At 64.7% G+C, this 14,271-nt stretch carries 14 protein-coding genes; 8 read left to right on the top strand and 6 right to left on the bottom strand.

Annotated elements, in window-relative coordinates:
* From L6D75_RS05805 to L6D75_RS05795, 3 genes are all read left to right on the top strand, one after another.
* A complete protein-coding gene (locus tag L6D75_RS05805) occupies positions 1 to 1,158 on the top strand; it encodes a phospholipase D-like domain-containing protein (RefSeq protein WP_176511890.1) in 1,158 nt (385 codons plus the stop codon).
* Positions 1,159 to 1,208: 50 nt separating this feature from the next.
* A complete protein-coding gene (locus tag L6D75_RS05800; protein ID WP_176511889.1) occupies positions 1,209 to 1,787 on the top strand; it encodes a DJ-1/PfpI family protein in 579 nt (192 codons plus the stop codon).
* A 156-nt stretch (positions 1,788 to 1,943) separates the two neighbouring features.
* Positions 1,944 to 2,534: a GNAT family acetyltransferase gene (locus L6D75_RS05795; RefSeq protein WP_176511888.1), complete on the top strand. Its 591-nt coding sequence runs from the start codon at positions 1,944 to 1,946 to the stop codon at positions 2,532 to 2,534.
* 113 nt (positions 2,535 to 2,647) lie between these two features.
* On the opposite strand, the gene L6D75_RS05790 is transcribed toward L6D75_RS05795, so the two are convergent.
* Entirely contained in the window at positions 2,648 to 4,171 is a 1,524-nt protein-coding gene (locus tag L6D75_RS05790) for a fumarate hydratase (RefSeq protein ID WP_176511887.1), read from the bottom strand.
* Positions 4,172 to 4,420: 249 nt separating this feature from the next.
* Here L6D75_RS05790 and L6D75_RS05785 point away from each other — a divergent pair, with 249 nt between their 5' ends.
* Positions 4,421 to 5,341 carry an iron-sulfur-binding ferredoxin reductase gene (locus L6D75_RS05785; RefSeq protein ID WP_176511886.1) on the top strand — a complete coding sequence of 307 codons (921 nt, stop codon included), beginning with the start codon at positions 4,421 to 4,423 and terminating at the stop codon, positions 5,339 to 5,341.
* A gap of 119 nt (positions 5,342 to 5,460) precedes the next feature.
* On the opposite strand, the gene pyk is transcribed toward L6D75_RS05785, so the two are convergent.
* On the bottom strand, positions 5,461 to 6,915 hold the full coding sequence (pyk, locus tag L6D75_RS05780) for a pyruvate kinase (protein ID WP_176511885.1): 1,455 nt from the start codon (positions 6,913 to 6,915) through the stop codon (positions 5,461 to 5,463).
* Between the two features lie 180 nt (positions 6,916 to 7,095).
* On the opposite strand from pyk, the gene L6D75_RS05775 reads away from it, so the two are divergent.
* From L6D75_RS05775 to sbcB, 3 genes are all read left to right on the top strand, one after another.
* Positions 7,096 to 7,485 carry a tetratricopeptide repeat protein gene (locus L6D75_RS05775; RefSeq protein ID WP_176511884.1) on the top strand — a complete coding sequence of 130 codons (390 nt, stop codon included), beginning with the start codon at positions 7,096 to 7,098 and terminating at the stop codon, positions 7,483 to 7,485.
* A gap of 123 nt (positions 7,486 to 7,608) precedes the next feature.
* Positions 7,609 to 7,968, top strand: a complete 360-nt coding sequence (locus tag L6D75_RS05770; RefSeq protein WP_176511909.1) for a PilZ domain-containing protein — start codon at positions 7,609 to 7,611, stop codon at positions 7,966 to 7,968.
* A 46-nt stretch (positions 7,969 to 8,014) separates the two neighbouring features.
* Positions 8,015 to 9,451: an exodeoxyribonuclease I gene (sbcB, locus tag L6D75_RS05765; protein ID WP_176511883.1), complete on the top strand. Its 1,437-nt coding sequence runs from the start codon at positions 8,015 to 8,017 to the stop codon at positions 9,449 to 9,451.
* Positions 9,452 to 9,520: 69 nt separating this feature from the next.
* On the opposite strand, the gene mvaT is transcribed toward sbcB, so the two are convergent.
* Positions 9,521 to 9,898 carry a histone-like nucleoid-structuring protein MvaT gene (gene mvaT / locus L6D75_RS05760; protein WP_176511882.1) on the bottom strand — a complete coding sequence of 126 codons (378 nt, stop codon included), beginning with the start codon at positions 9,896 to 9,898 and terminating at the stop codon, positions 9,521 to 9,523.
* 297 nt (positions 9,899 to 10,195) lie between these two features.
* Between mvaT and purU the strand changes: the two genes are divergently transcribed.
* Complete coding sequence (purU, locus tag L6D75_RS05755) at positions 10,196 to 11,047, top strand: formyltetrahydrofolate deformylase (protein ID WP_008097675.1); 852 nt, start codon at positions 10,196 to 10,198, stop codon at positions 11,045 to 11,047.
* 264 nt (positions 11,048 to 11,311) lie between these two features.
* On the opposite strand, the gene L6D75_RS05745 is transcribed toward purU, so the two are convergent.
* Genes L6D75_RS05745 through L6D75_RS05735 form a run of 3 tightly spaced genes read right to left on the bottom strand, consistent with a single transcriptional unit; the run spans position 11,312 to position 14,179 of the window.
* A complete protein-coding gene (locus L6D75_RS05745; RefSeq protein WP_176511881.1) occupies positions 11,312 to 12,304 on the bottom strand; it encodes a glucosaminyl phosphatidylglycerol flippase in 993 nt (330 codons plus the stop codon).
* Positions 12,301 to 13,065: an N-acetylglucosaminyl phosphatidylglycerol deacetylase gene (locus L6D75_RS05740; protein ID WP_176511880.1), complete on the bottom strand. Its 765-nt coding sequence runs from the start codon at positions 13,063 to 13,065 to the stop codon at positions 12,301 to 12,303. Before L6D75_RS05740 ends, L6D75_RS05745 begins: the two co-directional genes overlap by 4 nt.
* Positions 13,058 to 14,179, bottom strand: coding sequence for an N-acetylglucosaminyl phosphatidylglycerol synthase (locus L6D75_RS05735; RefSeq protein ID WP_176511879.1), 1,122 nt, complete (start codon positions 14,177 to 14,179; stop codon positions 13,058 to 13,060). Before L6D75_RS05735 ends, L6D75_RS05740 begins: the two co-directional genes overlap by 8 nt.
* Between the last annotated feature and the right edge of the window lie 92 nt (positions 14,180 to 14,271).

The raw sequence follows: 14,271 nt of genomic DNA, 5'->3' as shown, positions 1-14,271 counted from the left end.
ATGCCGGGGCCGGTCTTCCCCTGGCGCGATGGCAACCAGTTCGAACTGCTGATCGACGGCCCCGAGTTCTTTCCGCGCATGCTCCAGGCGATTGCGCAGGCCCAGTACCAGGTCGACCTGGAGTTGTACCTGGTCGAGGCCGGGGCCTGCGCCGAGGCGGTGGTCGAGGTGCTGGAGCAGGCGGCGCGGCGCGGCGTGCGGGTGCGCTGCCTGTTCGACGACTATGGCTCGCTGGCCTTTACCACGGCGCTGCGCCAGCGCCTGCTGGAGGCCGGGGTGCTGCTGCGCTGGTACAACCGCCTGCGCTGGAAGCGTGGCTTTCGCAACCTCTACCGCGACCATCGCAAACTGCTGCTGGTCGACGAGCGCTGGGCGGTGGTGGGCGGCACCGGGGTCACCGACGAGTTCTGGACGCCCGGCGAGGCGGCCAGCGAGTGGCATGAAGTGATGGTGCAGATGCAGGGGGCGGTGGTCAGCGACTGGCAGTTGCTGTTCGACCGCCAGTGGCACGCCAACAACCGCCGCACCGCCTGGCGCCCGGCCGAGGGCTTCGGCCTGCCGCGCCTGCCCAAGGTGCCGGCGCAGGGCCAGGGCATGGGCCGGGTGGCCTATGCCGACGCCCGTCAGCACCAGGACATCCTGCATTCGCTGGTGCGCGGGCTGAACAGTGGCAAGCAGCGGGTGTGGCTGGCCACGCCGTACTTCCTGCCGACCTGGAGCGTGCGCCGCTCCCTGCGCCGCGCCGCCAGCAAGGGGGTCGATGTGCGCCTGCTGCTGACCGGGCCGCGTACCGATCACCCTTCGGTGCGTTACGCCGGGCACCGCTATTACCCGCGCCTGCTGCGCGCCGGGGTGCGCATCTACGAATACCAGCCGTGCTTCTTGCACCTGAAGATGGTGCTGATCGACGACTGGGTCAGCATCGGCTCGTGCAACTTCGACCACTGGAACCTGCGCTTCAACCTGGAGGCCAACATCGAGGCGCTCGACCCGCCGCTGACCGCCGCCGTGCAGGCCAGCTTCGAGCGCGATTTCGCCTTGAGCGAGGTGGTCGACCTCGACCACTGGAATGCCCGCCCGCTCTGGCGCCGGGTCAAGCAGCGGATATGGGGCTGGCTGGACCGGCTGGTGGTCAATTTGCTCGACCGACGTGACTGACAGCGACTATCGTGCAGTGACTGTCCAAAAGTAATCCAAGGGTGACTGCAATGACGGCGAAGAAGATTCTCATGCTGGTGGGCGACTACGTCGAGGATTACGAGGCGATGGTGCCGTTCCAGGCATTGACCATGGTGGGCCACACGGTGCATGCGGTGTGCCCGGAAAAGGTCGCGGGCCAGACCGTGCGCACGGCGATCCACGACTTCGAGGGTGAGCAGACCTACAGCGAGAAGCCAGGGCACAACTTTGCCCTGAACTACGACTTCGTCCGGGTGCGTGCCGAGAGCTACGACGCGCTGCTGATTCCGGGTGGGCGTGCGCCGGAGTACCTGCGCCTGGACGAGAAGGTGCTGGCGCTGGTCAAGGCCTTCGACCAGGCCGGCAAGCCGATTGCCGCGGTGTGCCACGGGGCGCAGCTGCTGGCGGCGGCCGGGGTGCTGGAAGGGCGCGAGTGCAGTGCGTACCCGGCCTGTGCGCCGGAGGTGCGGCTGGCGGGTGGCAAGTTCATCGACATCGCCGTGGACCAGGCGCACGTGGACGGCAACCTGGTGACGGCGCCGGCGTGGCCTGCGCATCCGGCCTGGTTGGCGGCGTTTCTGAAGGTGCTGGGCACGCGTATTTCCTGACCGCGCCTCTGCGCGGGGCAGGCCTGCTTGGTAGCGGTGATGGAACAGTACCTGTCGTGTTGGGAAAAGGCGGGGCGTTGGCTCGGATGATAGGGTTTGCCCTCAAGCCCGGCTTAGCCGAACGCGTCATCCACCTCGACAGAACGACCGCCCAGCATGGAAATACGCCTGTTGCACGGCGCCGCTATCGCGCCTTACCTCGATGACCTCGCTCGCCTGCGCCTGACCGTGTTTCGCGAGTTTCCCTACCTCTACGACAGTACCCCGGAGTGCGAAGCCAACTACCTGGCAAGCTACGTGCGCTCCGGGCGCAGCCTGGTGGTGCTGGCGCTGGACCAAGGCCAGGTGGTGGGTGCCAGCACGGCTGTGCCGCTGCTGGACGTGGCGCCTGAATTCCAGCAGCCCTTCCTGGCCCAGGGGCGCGACCCCGCCTGCGTCTATTACTTCGGTGAGTCACTGCTGTTGCCGGCATACCGGGGGCAGGGCCTGGGCGTGCGCTTTTTCATCGAGCGCGAGTCCTATGCCCACAAGCTTGCCGAGTTCGATTACTGCGCGTTCTGTGCGGTGGAGCGGCCCGGCGGGCACCCGCTGCGGCCGGCGCAGTACAAGCCGTTGCATGGCTTTTGGCGCAACCGTGGCTTCCTGCATGATCCGTCACTGCGTACCCACAGCGCCTGGCGCGACCTGGGGGAGCAGGAAAGTTCGGAGAAGATCATGGCGTTCTGGGTCAAGGCGTTGCCGATCTGATGCGCTGAAACGACGGCGGCCCCTTCGCGGGGCAAGCCCGCTCCCACAGGTTCGATGTCGTACCTGTGGGAGCGGGCTTGCCCCGCGAAGGGGCCGCCGCTGTTACATCAGGTTTACTTCACTTCGACTGCCAGGCTCTGGGCAATCTTGCTCTGCCACAGAGCAGGGCCAGTGATGTGCACCGACTCACCGTTGCTGTCGACCGCGACAGTCACCGGCATGTCTTTCACTTCGAACTCGTAGATCGCTTCCATGCCCAGTTCGGCGAAGGCCAGGACCTTGGACTTGCGGATCGCCTGGGCCACCAGGTAGGCAGCGCCGCCGACGGCCATCAGGTACACGGCCTTGTTGTCCTTGATCGCCTCGATGGCGGTCGGGCCACGCTCGGACTTGCCGATCATGCCCAGCAGGCCGGTCTGCTCGAGGATCTGGCGGGTGAACTTGTCCATGCGGGTGGCGGTGGTCGGGCCGGCTGGGCCTACCACTTCGTCACCGACCGGGTCGACCGGGCCGACGTAGTAGATGAAGCGGCCCTTGAGGTCGACCGGCAGTTCTTCGCCACGGTTGAGCATCTCGACCATGCGCTTGTGCGCAGCGTCGCGGCCAGTGAGCATCTTGCCGTTGAGCAGGATGGTCTCGCCCGGCTTCCAGCTGGCGACTTCTTCCGGGGTGATGGCGTCGAGGTTGACGCGACGGGCGCTCGGGCCGGCTTCCCAGACGATTTCCGGGTAGGCGTCCAGCGACGGCGCTTCCAGCTCAGCCGGGCCGGAGCCATCGAGCACGAAGTGCGCGTGGCGGGTGGCGGCGCAGTTGGGGATCATGCACACCGGCAGCGAGGCGGCGTGGGTCGGGTAGTCCATGATCTTGACGTCGAGCACGGTGGTCAGGCCGCCCAGGCCCTGGGCGCCGATGCCCAGCTGGTTGACCTTGTCGAACAGCTCCAGGCGGATCTCTTCGATGCGGTTCTGCGGGCCGCGGGCCTTCAGCTCGTGGATGTCGATGGATTCCATCAACACTTCCTTGGCCATCACCGCAGCCTTCTCGGCGGTGCCGCCGATACCGATGCCGAGCATGCCAGGCGGGCACCAGCCAGCGCCCATGGTCGGCACGGTCTTCAGCACCCAGTCGACGATCGAGTCGGACGGGTTGAGCATGGCCATCTTCGACTTGTTCTCGGAACCGCCGCCCTTGGCTGCAACATCGACTTCGACCTTGTCGCCAGGGACGATCGAGTAGTGGATGACGGCCGGGGTGTTGTCCTTGGTGTTCTTGCGGGCACCGGCCGGGTCGGCCAGGATCGAGGCACGCAGGACGTTTTCAGGCAGGTTGTAGGCGCGACGCACACCCTCGTTGATCATGTCGTCGACGCTCAGGGTGGCGCCGTCCCAGCGCACGTCCATGCCCACGCGCACGAACACGGTGACGATACCGGTGTCCTGGCAGATCGGGCGGTGGCCGGTGGCGCACATGCGCGAGTTGATCAGGATCTGGGCGATCGAGTCACGTGCCGCTGGCGACTCTTCGCGCAGGTAGGCCTCGTGCATCGCCTGGATGAAATCGACGGGGTGGTAGTACGAGATGAATTGCAGGGCGTCGGCGACGCTCTGAATCAGGTCGTCTTGCTTGATCACGGTCATGCAGCGCGCTCCTCTTAAAGACGGGAACATTCAAAAAGACGCTCGACAATGCCGACCAGCGTGTCGAAGCGCCTTGCAAGGCGCCGGCAGGTCAGGCCGACGGAAAAAGGCGCGGCAGTATAGCGCGCATCGGTGCCGGGCACACCTGCGGCCGGTCTGGACCATGGTCGGCCACCGGCGGGCATCCTTTTTGCTGCCATCGAGCGCTTGGCTTACAGTGAGCCGCAGTCATATGGAGAAACACCGACCATGCCCGAACTATGCGTGGGCGAGCGCCGCTGGACGGTGCCCACCGGCAGCAACCTGCTCGATGCCCTGAACGAGGCCGGGCTGAACGTGCCCTACAGTTGCCGCGCCGGCAGCTGCCATGCCTGTTTGGTGCATTGCCTGGACGGGCAGCCGGCGGATGCCTTGCCCGAGGCCCTGGCCCTGGAAAAGCACGCACAGGGCTGGCGCCTGGCGTGCCAGTGCCGAGTGGTGGACGACTTGCGCGTGGCGGTGTTCGACCCGCTGCAGGACGGCATCGCCGCCCAGGTCCGTGCACTGGACTGGTACGCCGATGTGCTGCGCCTGCGCCTGCAGCCTGCGCGTGCGCTGCGTTACCAGGCTGGCCAGCACCTGGTGCTGTGGAGCGGGTCGGTGGCGCGGCCTTATTCCCTGGCGAGCCTGCCGGGCGAGGGTGACTTTCTCGAATTCCATATCGACTGCCGCCGGCCCGGTGCCTTCAGCGACAAGGCGCGGGGGTTGCAGCTGGGCGATACCTTGCGCCTGGGCGAACTCAGGGGCGGGGCGCTGCATTACGACCCGGACTGGCACGCGCGGCCCTTGTGGCTGCTGGCGGCCGGCACCGGGCTGGCGCCGTTGTGGGGCATCTTGCGCGAGGCGCTGCGCCAGGGGCATCAGGGCGAGATCAGGGTGATGCATGTGGCGCACGAGCACGCCGGGCATTATCTGGCCGGGCCGCTGGCGGAAATTGAAGGGGTGAGGGTCGAGCCGGTGCTGGTCGATCAGCTGGAAGATGCGCTGGCGGGGTTGCGGCCGTCATCACGGCAGACCGTTGCGCTGCTGTGTGGCTCGCCGGGGAGTGTGGAGCGGTTTGCGCGGCGGCTGTTCATTGCGGGGGTGCCGCGGGGGCAGGTGTTTGCCGATGTGTTCGTGGAGCATGCTTGAGTGAGCAGGGAGGGCTTTGCCCTCCTTTCGCGACACAAGGCCGCTCCTACAGGTGAATGCGATCTCCTGTAGGAGCGGCCTTGTGTCGCGAAAGGGCCGCAAAGCGGCCCCCGGGGCTATCACCCAACCAGCGGGTCACCGACATGCAGGATCTTCATGCCGTTGGTGCCACCGATGGTGTGGTAGCTGTCACCCTTGGTCAGGATTACCCAGTCACCTTGCTCCACCAGCCCACGCTTGAGCAGCTCGTCGACCGCCGCCTGGCTCACCTTGTCGGCCGGCAGCGAAGCCGGGTCGAAGGCGATCGGGTAGACGCCGCGGAACATCGAGGCGCGAGCCTGGGTAGCGCGGTGCGGCGACAGCGCGTAGATCGGCACGTGCGAACGCAGGCGCGACATGATCAGCGGGGTGTAGCCACTTTCGGTCAGGGCGATGATCGCCTTCACGCCCGGGAAGTGGTTGGCGGTGTACATGGCCGCCAGGGCGATGCTTTCGTCGCAGCGCTCGAAGGTGGTGTGCAGGCGGTGGCTGGACTTCTGGCTGGTCGGGTGCTTCTCGGCGCCCAGGCAGATGCGGGCCATGGCCTGAACCGCTTCGATCGGGTAGGAACCGGCGGCGCTTTCGGCCGACAGCATCACCGCATCGGTGTTGTCCAAGACGGCGTTGGCCACGTCGGACACTTCGGCGCGGGTCGGCATCGGGTTCTGGATCATCGACTCCATCATCTGGGTCGCCACGATCACCGCCTTGTTGTTGCGGCGGGCGTGCTGGATGATCTTCTTCTGGATGGCGATCAGCTCGGCATCGCCGATTTCCACACCCAGGTCGCCACGGGCAACCATCACCGCGTCGGAGGCGGCGATCAGCTTGTCGAGGGTCTCGTCGTCGGCAACGGCTTCGGCGCGCTCGATCTTGGCCACCAGCCAGGCGCTGCCGCCGGACTCGTCGCGCAGCTTGCGGGCGTATTCCATGTCGCTGGCGTCACGCGGGAAGGACACGGCCAGGTAGTCCAGGTCCATTTCCGCGGCCAGCTTGATGTCGGCCTTGTCTTTTTCGGTCAGGGCCGGTGCGGTCAGGCCGCCACCTTTGCGGTTGATGCCTTTGTGGTCCGACAGCGGGCCACCGATGATCACCACGCAGTGCAGGGCATCTGCGGTGGCGGTCTCGACGCGCATGACCACGCGGCCATCGTCGAGCAGCAGTTCGTCACCGACGCCGCAGTCCTTGACCAGGTCGGGGTAGTCGATACCGACGATGTCCTGGTTGCCTTCGGTCAGCGGGTGGGCGGTGGAGAAGGTGAACTTGTCACCGATCTTCAATTCGATGCGCTTGTTGGCGAACTTGGCGATGCGGATCTTCGGACCCTGCAGGTCACCCAGCAGCGCGACATGGCGGCCGTTCTTGGCGGCGATGTCACGGATCAGGCGGGCGCGCGCCTTGTGCTCGTCCGGAGTGCCGTGGGAAAAGTTCAGGCGTGCCACGTCCAGGCCGGCGAGGATCAGCTGTTCGATCACTTCCGGCGAATTGCTGGCGGGGCCAAGGGTGGCGACGATTTTGGTACGGCGGATGGTCATGCACAGACTCCTATAGTGAAGCGCAGCGAAAGGCTACTCCTGAATCGCGCTGTAGTCATTGTTCCGTTGCACTACCTGCAAGGCACGCAGGGTGGCATATGAACGGGCAAGGTATCCTGGCAAAAGGCTGTGAAGATTTGCGGGCAAAGGCCGATACACTGGCATCAAAGGAGATCCCCCATGCGAGCCCTCATCGTTTTAGCCCTGGCGGCGGCCAGCACCGTCGGCTGCACCCGCTGGTCCATGGACCATCACCTGAACAACGCCTACCGCGCCTACGACCGGGGCGATTGCCAGAAGGTCATGCTGGAGTTGTCGCAGGTCGACCGCACCAGCCGCGCCCGCCCGTTCATCCACCCGGAAGTGTCGCTGCTGCGTGGCCAGTGCCTGGAACGCCAGCAGCTGTACGTGGATGCTGCGCAGACCTACGAGTACCTGATCCAGCAGTATCCGAACAACGAATACGCCTTCCGCGCCAAGGCGCGCCTGCAGACCCTGGAGAAGCTGGGCCACTACCGCAGCGGCCAGACGGCGGTGGCCAGCCCTGTGAATACCTCTCCTTGGCGTTAACACCAAGGTGTCGATAAATTCATGGGATTTGCACGGCGAGCTGCGTTAACCTGTAACTAAGTTGTTACAACAATCGCCAGTACCTTGCATTCCTGGCATCGGGTACGGACTGCACTTGTGACCATGTTCAACAAGCGCCACATCGAACGCCATCAACTGCCCTGCGCGCTGAGGGTGTTCAATCGCTTCACCGATCAGCCGATCGGCCAGTTGGGTAATGCCTCCGAAGACGGGCTGATGGTGATCAGCCAATTGCCTGTGCTGGTCGGGCCGGATTACGAACTGCAGCTGCGCGTGCCGCTGGCCGGTGGCGGCTTGCAGTTCATCAACCTGACCGCCAGTTGCCTGTGGTGCCGCGAAGACCAGACGCCGGGCCATTACGATTCGGGCTTCATGCTGCTGCAGGCGCCGCGCGAGTACGATGACTTCGTGCGCTCGCTGCGTGACTATTTCAGTTTCCTCCCGGCCAACGCTTCCGTCTGAGGCGTGGTCCGCTAGAATCGGGTCAACCTCGCTTCAGGATGACCCCGTGACTTCCAGCATTTTCTGGCACGACTACGAAACCACCGGCATCAACCCGCGCTGCGACCGGCCGCTGCAGGTGGCTGGCGTGCGCACCGACCTCGACCTCAACGAGATCGAGGCGCCGATCAACCTTTATTGCCGCCCCTCCGACGACATCCTGCCGCACCCGGCCGCTTGCCTGGTGACCGGCATCACCCCTCAGCAACTGGCTACCCTAGGCTTGTGCGAAGCCGAGTTCATGACCCGCGTGCATGAGCAACTGGCGCGCCCAGGCACCTGCAGCGCGGGTTACAACACCTTGCGCTTCGACGACGAAGTGACCCGCTACAGCCTCTATCGCAACTTCTTCGACCCCTATGCCCGCGAATGGCAGGGCGGCAACAGCCGCTGGGATTTGATCGATGTGGTGCGCACGGCCTATGCGCTTCGCCCGGAAGGTATCGAGTGGCCGCAACAGGATGGCCGCACCAGCCTGCGCCTGGAGTTGCTGAGCAAGGCCAACGGCATCGACCACGGGCATGCGCACGAAGCGCTTTCCGACGTGCGGGCAACCATCGCCCTGGCGCGCTTGATACGGCAAAAACAACCCAAACTGTATGAATGGTTGTTCCAGTTGCGCAGCAAACACAAAGTGATGGAGCAGGTGCGTTTGTTGCAACCGCTGGTGCATATTTCCGGGCGCTTTTCGGCGGCGCGTCATTACCTGGGTGTGGTCTTGCCCCTGGCCTGGCACCCGCGCAATCGCAATGCACTGATTGTGTGCGACCTGCATCAGGAAACCCTACCGTTATTAAGGGAAAGTGCTGAGGTACTTCGTCAGCGCTTGTATACGCGGCATGACCAATTGGCAGAAGGGCAATTACCGGTACCGCTCAAGTTGGTGCAGATCAACCGTTGCCCGGTGCTGGCGCCGTTGTCGGTATTGCGCCCGGTGGATCAGCAACGGCTGGGCATCGACTTGCCACAGTTGCAGGCACGTGGTGAAGCGCTGGCCAATCAACAAGAGGCGTGGCAAGACAAGCTGGCGCATATTTATGGGCAGGAAGAGTTTGCCCCGAATGAAGACCCTGAACAGCAATTGTATGACGGATTTCTCGGCGACCGGGACCGGCGCCTGTGCGAGCAAGTTCGCACACTGGACCCTGCACAATTGGGGCATGGCCATTGGATGTTCGACGACCCGCGCCTGCCTGAGTTGCTGTTCCGTTACCGCGCTCGAAACTTCCCCGAGACCTTGAACAGCGACGAGCGCCAGCGTTGGCATGCGTTCTGCCAGCAGCGCTTGAGTGACCCTGTGTGGGGCGCGCCCAATACCCTGGGCGACTTCGAGCAGGCCCGGCAGAGCGCCTGGGCCGATGCCGACGAGGCCGGGCGCCGGGTGCTGGACGCCTGGCAAGTGCATGCCCGCAGGTTGTCGGAACAATTTGCCATCAACCATTGAGGCACAAACGAAAAACGCCGGCAGCGTGCCGGCGTTTTTCATTTCAACAAACGGGGCGAGTGCGGACTATCAGTCCAGCAGGGTTGCCCAGCCTTCAACCACATCACCACCCCACTTGGCTTTCCATTCTTTCAGGGTCTTGTGGTTGCCGCCTTTGGTTTCGATCACTTCACCATTGTGCGGGTTCTTGTATTGCTTGACCTTGCGAGCACGCTTGGTGCCGGTGGTCTTGACTGCGCCACGCGGGGCTTTGCTCAGTTTCGACTCTGGGTCGAGCAGGGCGATGACATCACGCAGCGACTTGGAGTATTCACCCATCAGCGTGCGCAGTTTGCCTTCGAACTCCAGTTCTTTTTTCAGCTTGTCATCCTGCGACAGGTTGGCCAGGCGGGCCTGAAGTTCCTTGATGGCTTCTTCGGTAGCGCGGTACTCGTTGATCAGGGACATGGAGTGTTCCTTAATGCGTGTTCAGAAATGTGTGGGGCAATAATAGACAGGCCATACACTCAAGTAAACATATTAATACCTGGCTGAACTGTTAATTACCCTGTGACAATTTATCTCAACATTAAGAAATTTTTACATAAGCCTGGTCAATTGCCCGGGCATGTGCGCAAGCCACTTGATAGCGGGCGCAAGGGGGCGCATCGGCCAAGCCGGGTTACCGGTCGGTGCAATGCTTACTGCGTTTTTTGGGCCGGGCCGCTAGAATGAGCGCCTTTGCGAAGTTCTGGAGTCTTATTCATGCGCACCTATCGTCTGGTGATCGCCTGCCCCGACCGTGTTGGCATCGTGGCGAAAGTCAGTAATTTCCTGGCCCTTTACAATGGCTGGATCAACGAAGCCAGCCACCACTCCGATGAACAGAGTGGTTGGTTCTTCATGCGCCATGAAATTCGCGCCGAATCGTTGCCGTTCGGTATCGAGGCCTTCCGCGAAGCCTTCGCGCCGATCGCCGAAGAGTTCTCCATGACTTGGCGTGTTACCGATTCCGCGCAGAAGAAGCGCGTGGTGCTGATGGCCAGCCGTGAATCGCATTGCCTGGCCGACCTGCTGCACCGCTGGCACACCGACGAGCTGGACTGCGAGATTCCTTGCGTGATTTCCAACCACAACGACCTGCGCAGCATGGTCGAGTGGCATGGCATTCCGTTCTTCCATGTACCGGTCGACCCCAAAGACAAGGCGCCGGCGTTTGCCGAAGTGTCGCGCCTGGTCCAGGAGCATGCTGCCGATGTGGTGGTGCTGGCGCGCTACATGCAGATCCTGCCGCCGCAGCTGTGCCAGGATTACGCCGAAAAGGTCATCAACATCCACCACAGCTTCCTGCCTTCGTTCGTCGGCGCCAAGCCTTATCACCAGGCTGCCCTGCGCGGCGTGAAACTGATCGGCGCCACCTGCCACTACGTGACCGAAGAGCTGGATGCCGGCCCGATCATCGAGCAGGACGTGGTGCGCGTCAGCCACGCCGATAGCATCGAGGACATGGTCCGCTTCGGCCGCGATGTCGAGAAGATGGTGTTGGCCCGCGGCCTGCGTTATCACCTGGAAGACCGCGTGCTGGTGCACGGCAACAAGACCGTGGTGTTCGACTGATTCGAGCATAGGGCCGCTTCGCAGCCCAATCGCCGGCAAGCCGGCTCCCAACGTTACTGCACAAGGCATTTCTGTGGGAGCCGGCTTGCCGGCGATTGGGGCGCACAGCGCCCCGAGGAGTCCCCTTGGCGAATTCCCGCAACAAGCCCGCTGCCACACCTCCCCCCACCCTCGGTGAAGGCTGCCTCGCGCGCTACGACCCCGACGCCCTCGATGACGACGACGGCACCGACTTCCCAGGCGCCGCCGAACTCTGGCGCCAGCTCAACCCGCCTGACCCCGCCAGCGCTCCAGCAGCGGACGCGCCAGCAGGTAGACGAACACCGGCCCGCCCGCCAGCAGATAAAAATAGTAAGTAACCGCCCGCCAGATCAGGATCGCCGCTGCGGCTGTCGAGCTGCCGACCATCGGCGCCAGCAGGCTCGCCGACGTCAGTTCGGCAGCCCCGGCACCGCCCGGCATCAGGCTGAACTGCCCGGCGCTGAGCGACAGCATCTGCACCAGGAAGCTCGGCACCCACGACAGCTCCACGCCCAACCCCCTCAACACCAGGTACAGCACGCTGTAGCGCAGGCTCCAGTGCGCACAGGTGAGGGTGAACACCAGCGCCAAGGTGCGCTTGGGCAGCCGCCAGGTCTGGGCCAGGGCGGCGACGAAGTGCAAGAACTTGCGCGCCCAGCGCCGCTTGCGCCGTGGGGCCATGCCCAGGCGCTGCAGCAGCCGGCCATTGAAACGCATCAGCTGGCGCCGATAGCGCAGCAACGCCACTACCACCGCCAGTGCGCAGCTCAGCAGCAAGGCGCTGCCCAGCAACAGGCTCTCCTGGCTGCGCCCCAGGCTGTGGAACAGGGCATAGCCGGCGATGGCCAGCATCGCGCAGAAGAAGAACAGCAAGTCGTTCAGCTGGTCCATGGCGAACACCGCGCCACTGCGGGCCGGGCCAATCCGGTCGCGGGCGAGCAAGGCCATCAGCGTCAACGGCCCACCGCTGCCACCGGGCGTGGTGCAGATGGCGAATTCGGTAGCCATCACCACGCCAAGGCTGCGCACGTGGCCAAGTTTGGCCCCGTGCTGGCCGAGCAGCAGGCGCAGGCGCAAGGCGTTGATCACCCAGCACAGCAGGATCATCCCGAGCAGGGTGAGCATCAGGCCGGGGTCAAAGGCCTGCAGCCTTGGCAGCAGCTCGCTGCCGCCGAGCAAGGCCGGCACCAGCAGGGCGCAGAGCAGGGCCAGGCCCAGCCAGGCCAGGCGATTCATGCGAGCACCTGGCGCTCCAGCCAGGCCGATTTGGTCAAGGGTTCACGGCCTTGCAGCAACAAGGTTTCGAGCGTCGTCAGCCAGTAGTTGCGCGACGAGCGGTGGCGCATGTCCACCGGGTGCAGCCCGAGGCGCAAGGTATCCGCTTCGCGCCAGCGTTGCTGCTGCCAATTGCAGACCACCCGTGACAGGCCCCGGCGCCAGGCGCTGCGGGCGCTCCAGACCAGCCCGGGGGCATCGAAGGCGGTGAAGTCGGGCAGGCGATACAAATGCTGCGGTGTGCTGGTGTAGCGCAGCGGCAATTGGCACAAGGCCTGGCGCGTGCCCTGGCTCATCAGCCAGGCCGGGGCGACGAAGCCTGCCACCGGCCAGCCCTGCCGGGCGAACAACGCCAGGCCCTGTTCCAGGCGCTGCAGCGCCTGGGCCTGGTCCAGCGCATAGAACTCGCCTTCGTGGGTGTAGAGGCGGCGCATGAAGTACTCGCCGAGGCTGCGCGGCGTGGGGCCGTCGTCGGCGTGGTAGAAGCCATGCAGGGCCAGCTCGTCGCCGCGCGCCAGGCGCTTTTCGAGCAGCCGGCAGAAGGTCGGTGAGCGTGCCAGAGGGTTGCGGTGGTGAAAATCCGGCACCACCAGCCAGGTCATCGGCACGTTGCCCATTTCGTCGACCGCCTGCACGAATGGCTGGTAGTCCGGCCAGGTTTCCGGGGCGATGTCGTGCAGCACCAGCATCAGGCTGCGCGACGAACCTTCGGCCTCAGCCATGGGCGCGCACCTGCGGCTGGTGGCCGAGCACGGCCTGGTAATGCTGGAGCAGGCCGCTGACCACGTTGTCCCACGAGTAATGCTGCTCGACATGCTGGCGAGCCTGGGCACCGAGCTTGCGCACCCCCTCTTCGAACGCTTCGCGCACCGCCGTGGCCATGGCCCGGCCATCGTTGGCGTTGCACAGGCGCCCGCACTGTTCGTTGACGATTTCGCTGAAGGCGCCGGCGCGTACCGCCACCACCGGCGTGGCGCTGGCCATCGCCTCGAGGATCACCAGGCCGAAGGTTTCCTGGTCGCCGGCATGCACCAGCAGGTCGGCGCTGGCCACCAGCCGGGCGACCTCCTCGAGCGGGCAGAAGTGGTCGATCACACTGACGTTGCCAGGCACGCTGGCCGGCATGTTCGAGCCCACCAGCAGCAAGTGGTAGGGGCGCCCCAGGTGCTGCATGCAGTCGAGCAGCACCGGCAGGTTCTTTTCCCGCGAGCCACGGCCGGCGAACACCAGCAGCCGGCTGGTATCGGGGATGCCCAGCTGGGCGCGCAGCTGCGGGTCGCGGCGTGCCGGGTTGAAGGTGGCCAGGTCCACGCCCAGGCGCTGCACATGCACGTCGCGCACGCCCAGGCGGCGCAGCTTGTCGGCCATCACCTGGCTTGGCGCCAGTACCCGGTCGAAATTGCCGTAGAGCTTGCTGACATAGGCTTCGACATTGGGCGTGAACCAGTTGCCCATGCGGTTGCTGACCAGCAGCGGCAAGTCGGAGTGGTAGAAGCCGATCACCGGCACGTCCAGCTGGCGGCGCGCTTCGAGTGCGGCCCAGGCGGTCAGGTAGGGGTCGCCGACTTCGATCAGGTCGGGCTTGAGGCGGCGCAGCACCGTGCACCAGGGGCCCAGGCGCACCGGAAAGCGGTAGCCGTTGCCAAACGGCAGGGGCGGGGCCGGTACCTCGTACACGCCATTGGTGTGGCGGGCACTGGGGCCTGGGATCAGCAGGCTGTGGCGCACGCCCTGGAGGGCGTCGAGGCGATGGTGTTTGGCATCAAGATAAGTCCGTACGCCGCCGCTGGCGGGGGCATAGAACATGGTGATGTCAGCGATGTGCACGATCAGCATCCCTCCGGGATCGTCTTCGGGTCTGTCATGCGGCGGTAATAAAGCCGACGATGACGCGCCTAAAGGTTGACCTTCCTGAAGGATAGTTTGTT

The organism is Pseudomonas faucium (genome assembly GCF_021602585.1).
In the GTDB taxonomy this organism is placed as follows: domain Bacteria; phylum Pseudomonadota; class Gammaproteobacteria; order Pseudomonadales; family Pseudomonadaceae; genus Aquipseudomonas; species Aquipseudomonas faucium.
The sequence above is the reverse complement of the archived record's forward strand: the minus strand, read 5'-3'. Positions and strand labels throughout refer to the sequence as shown.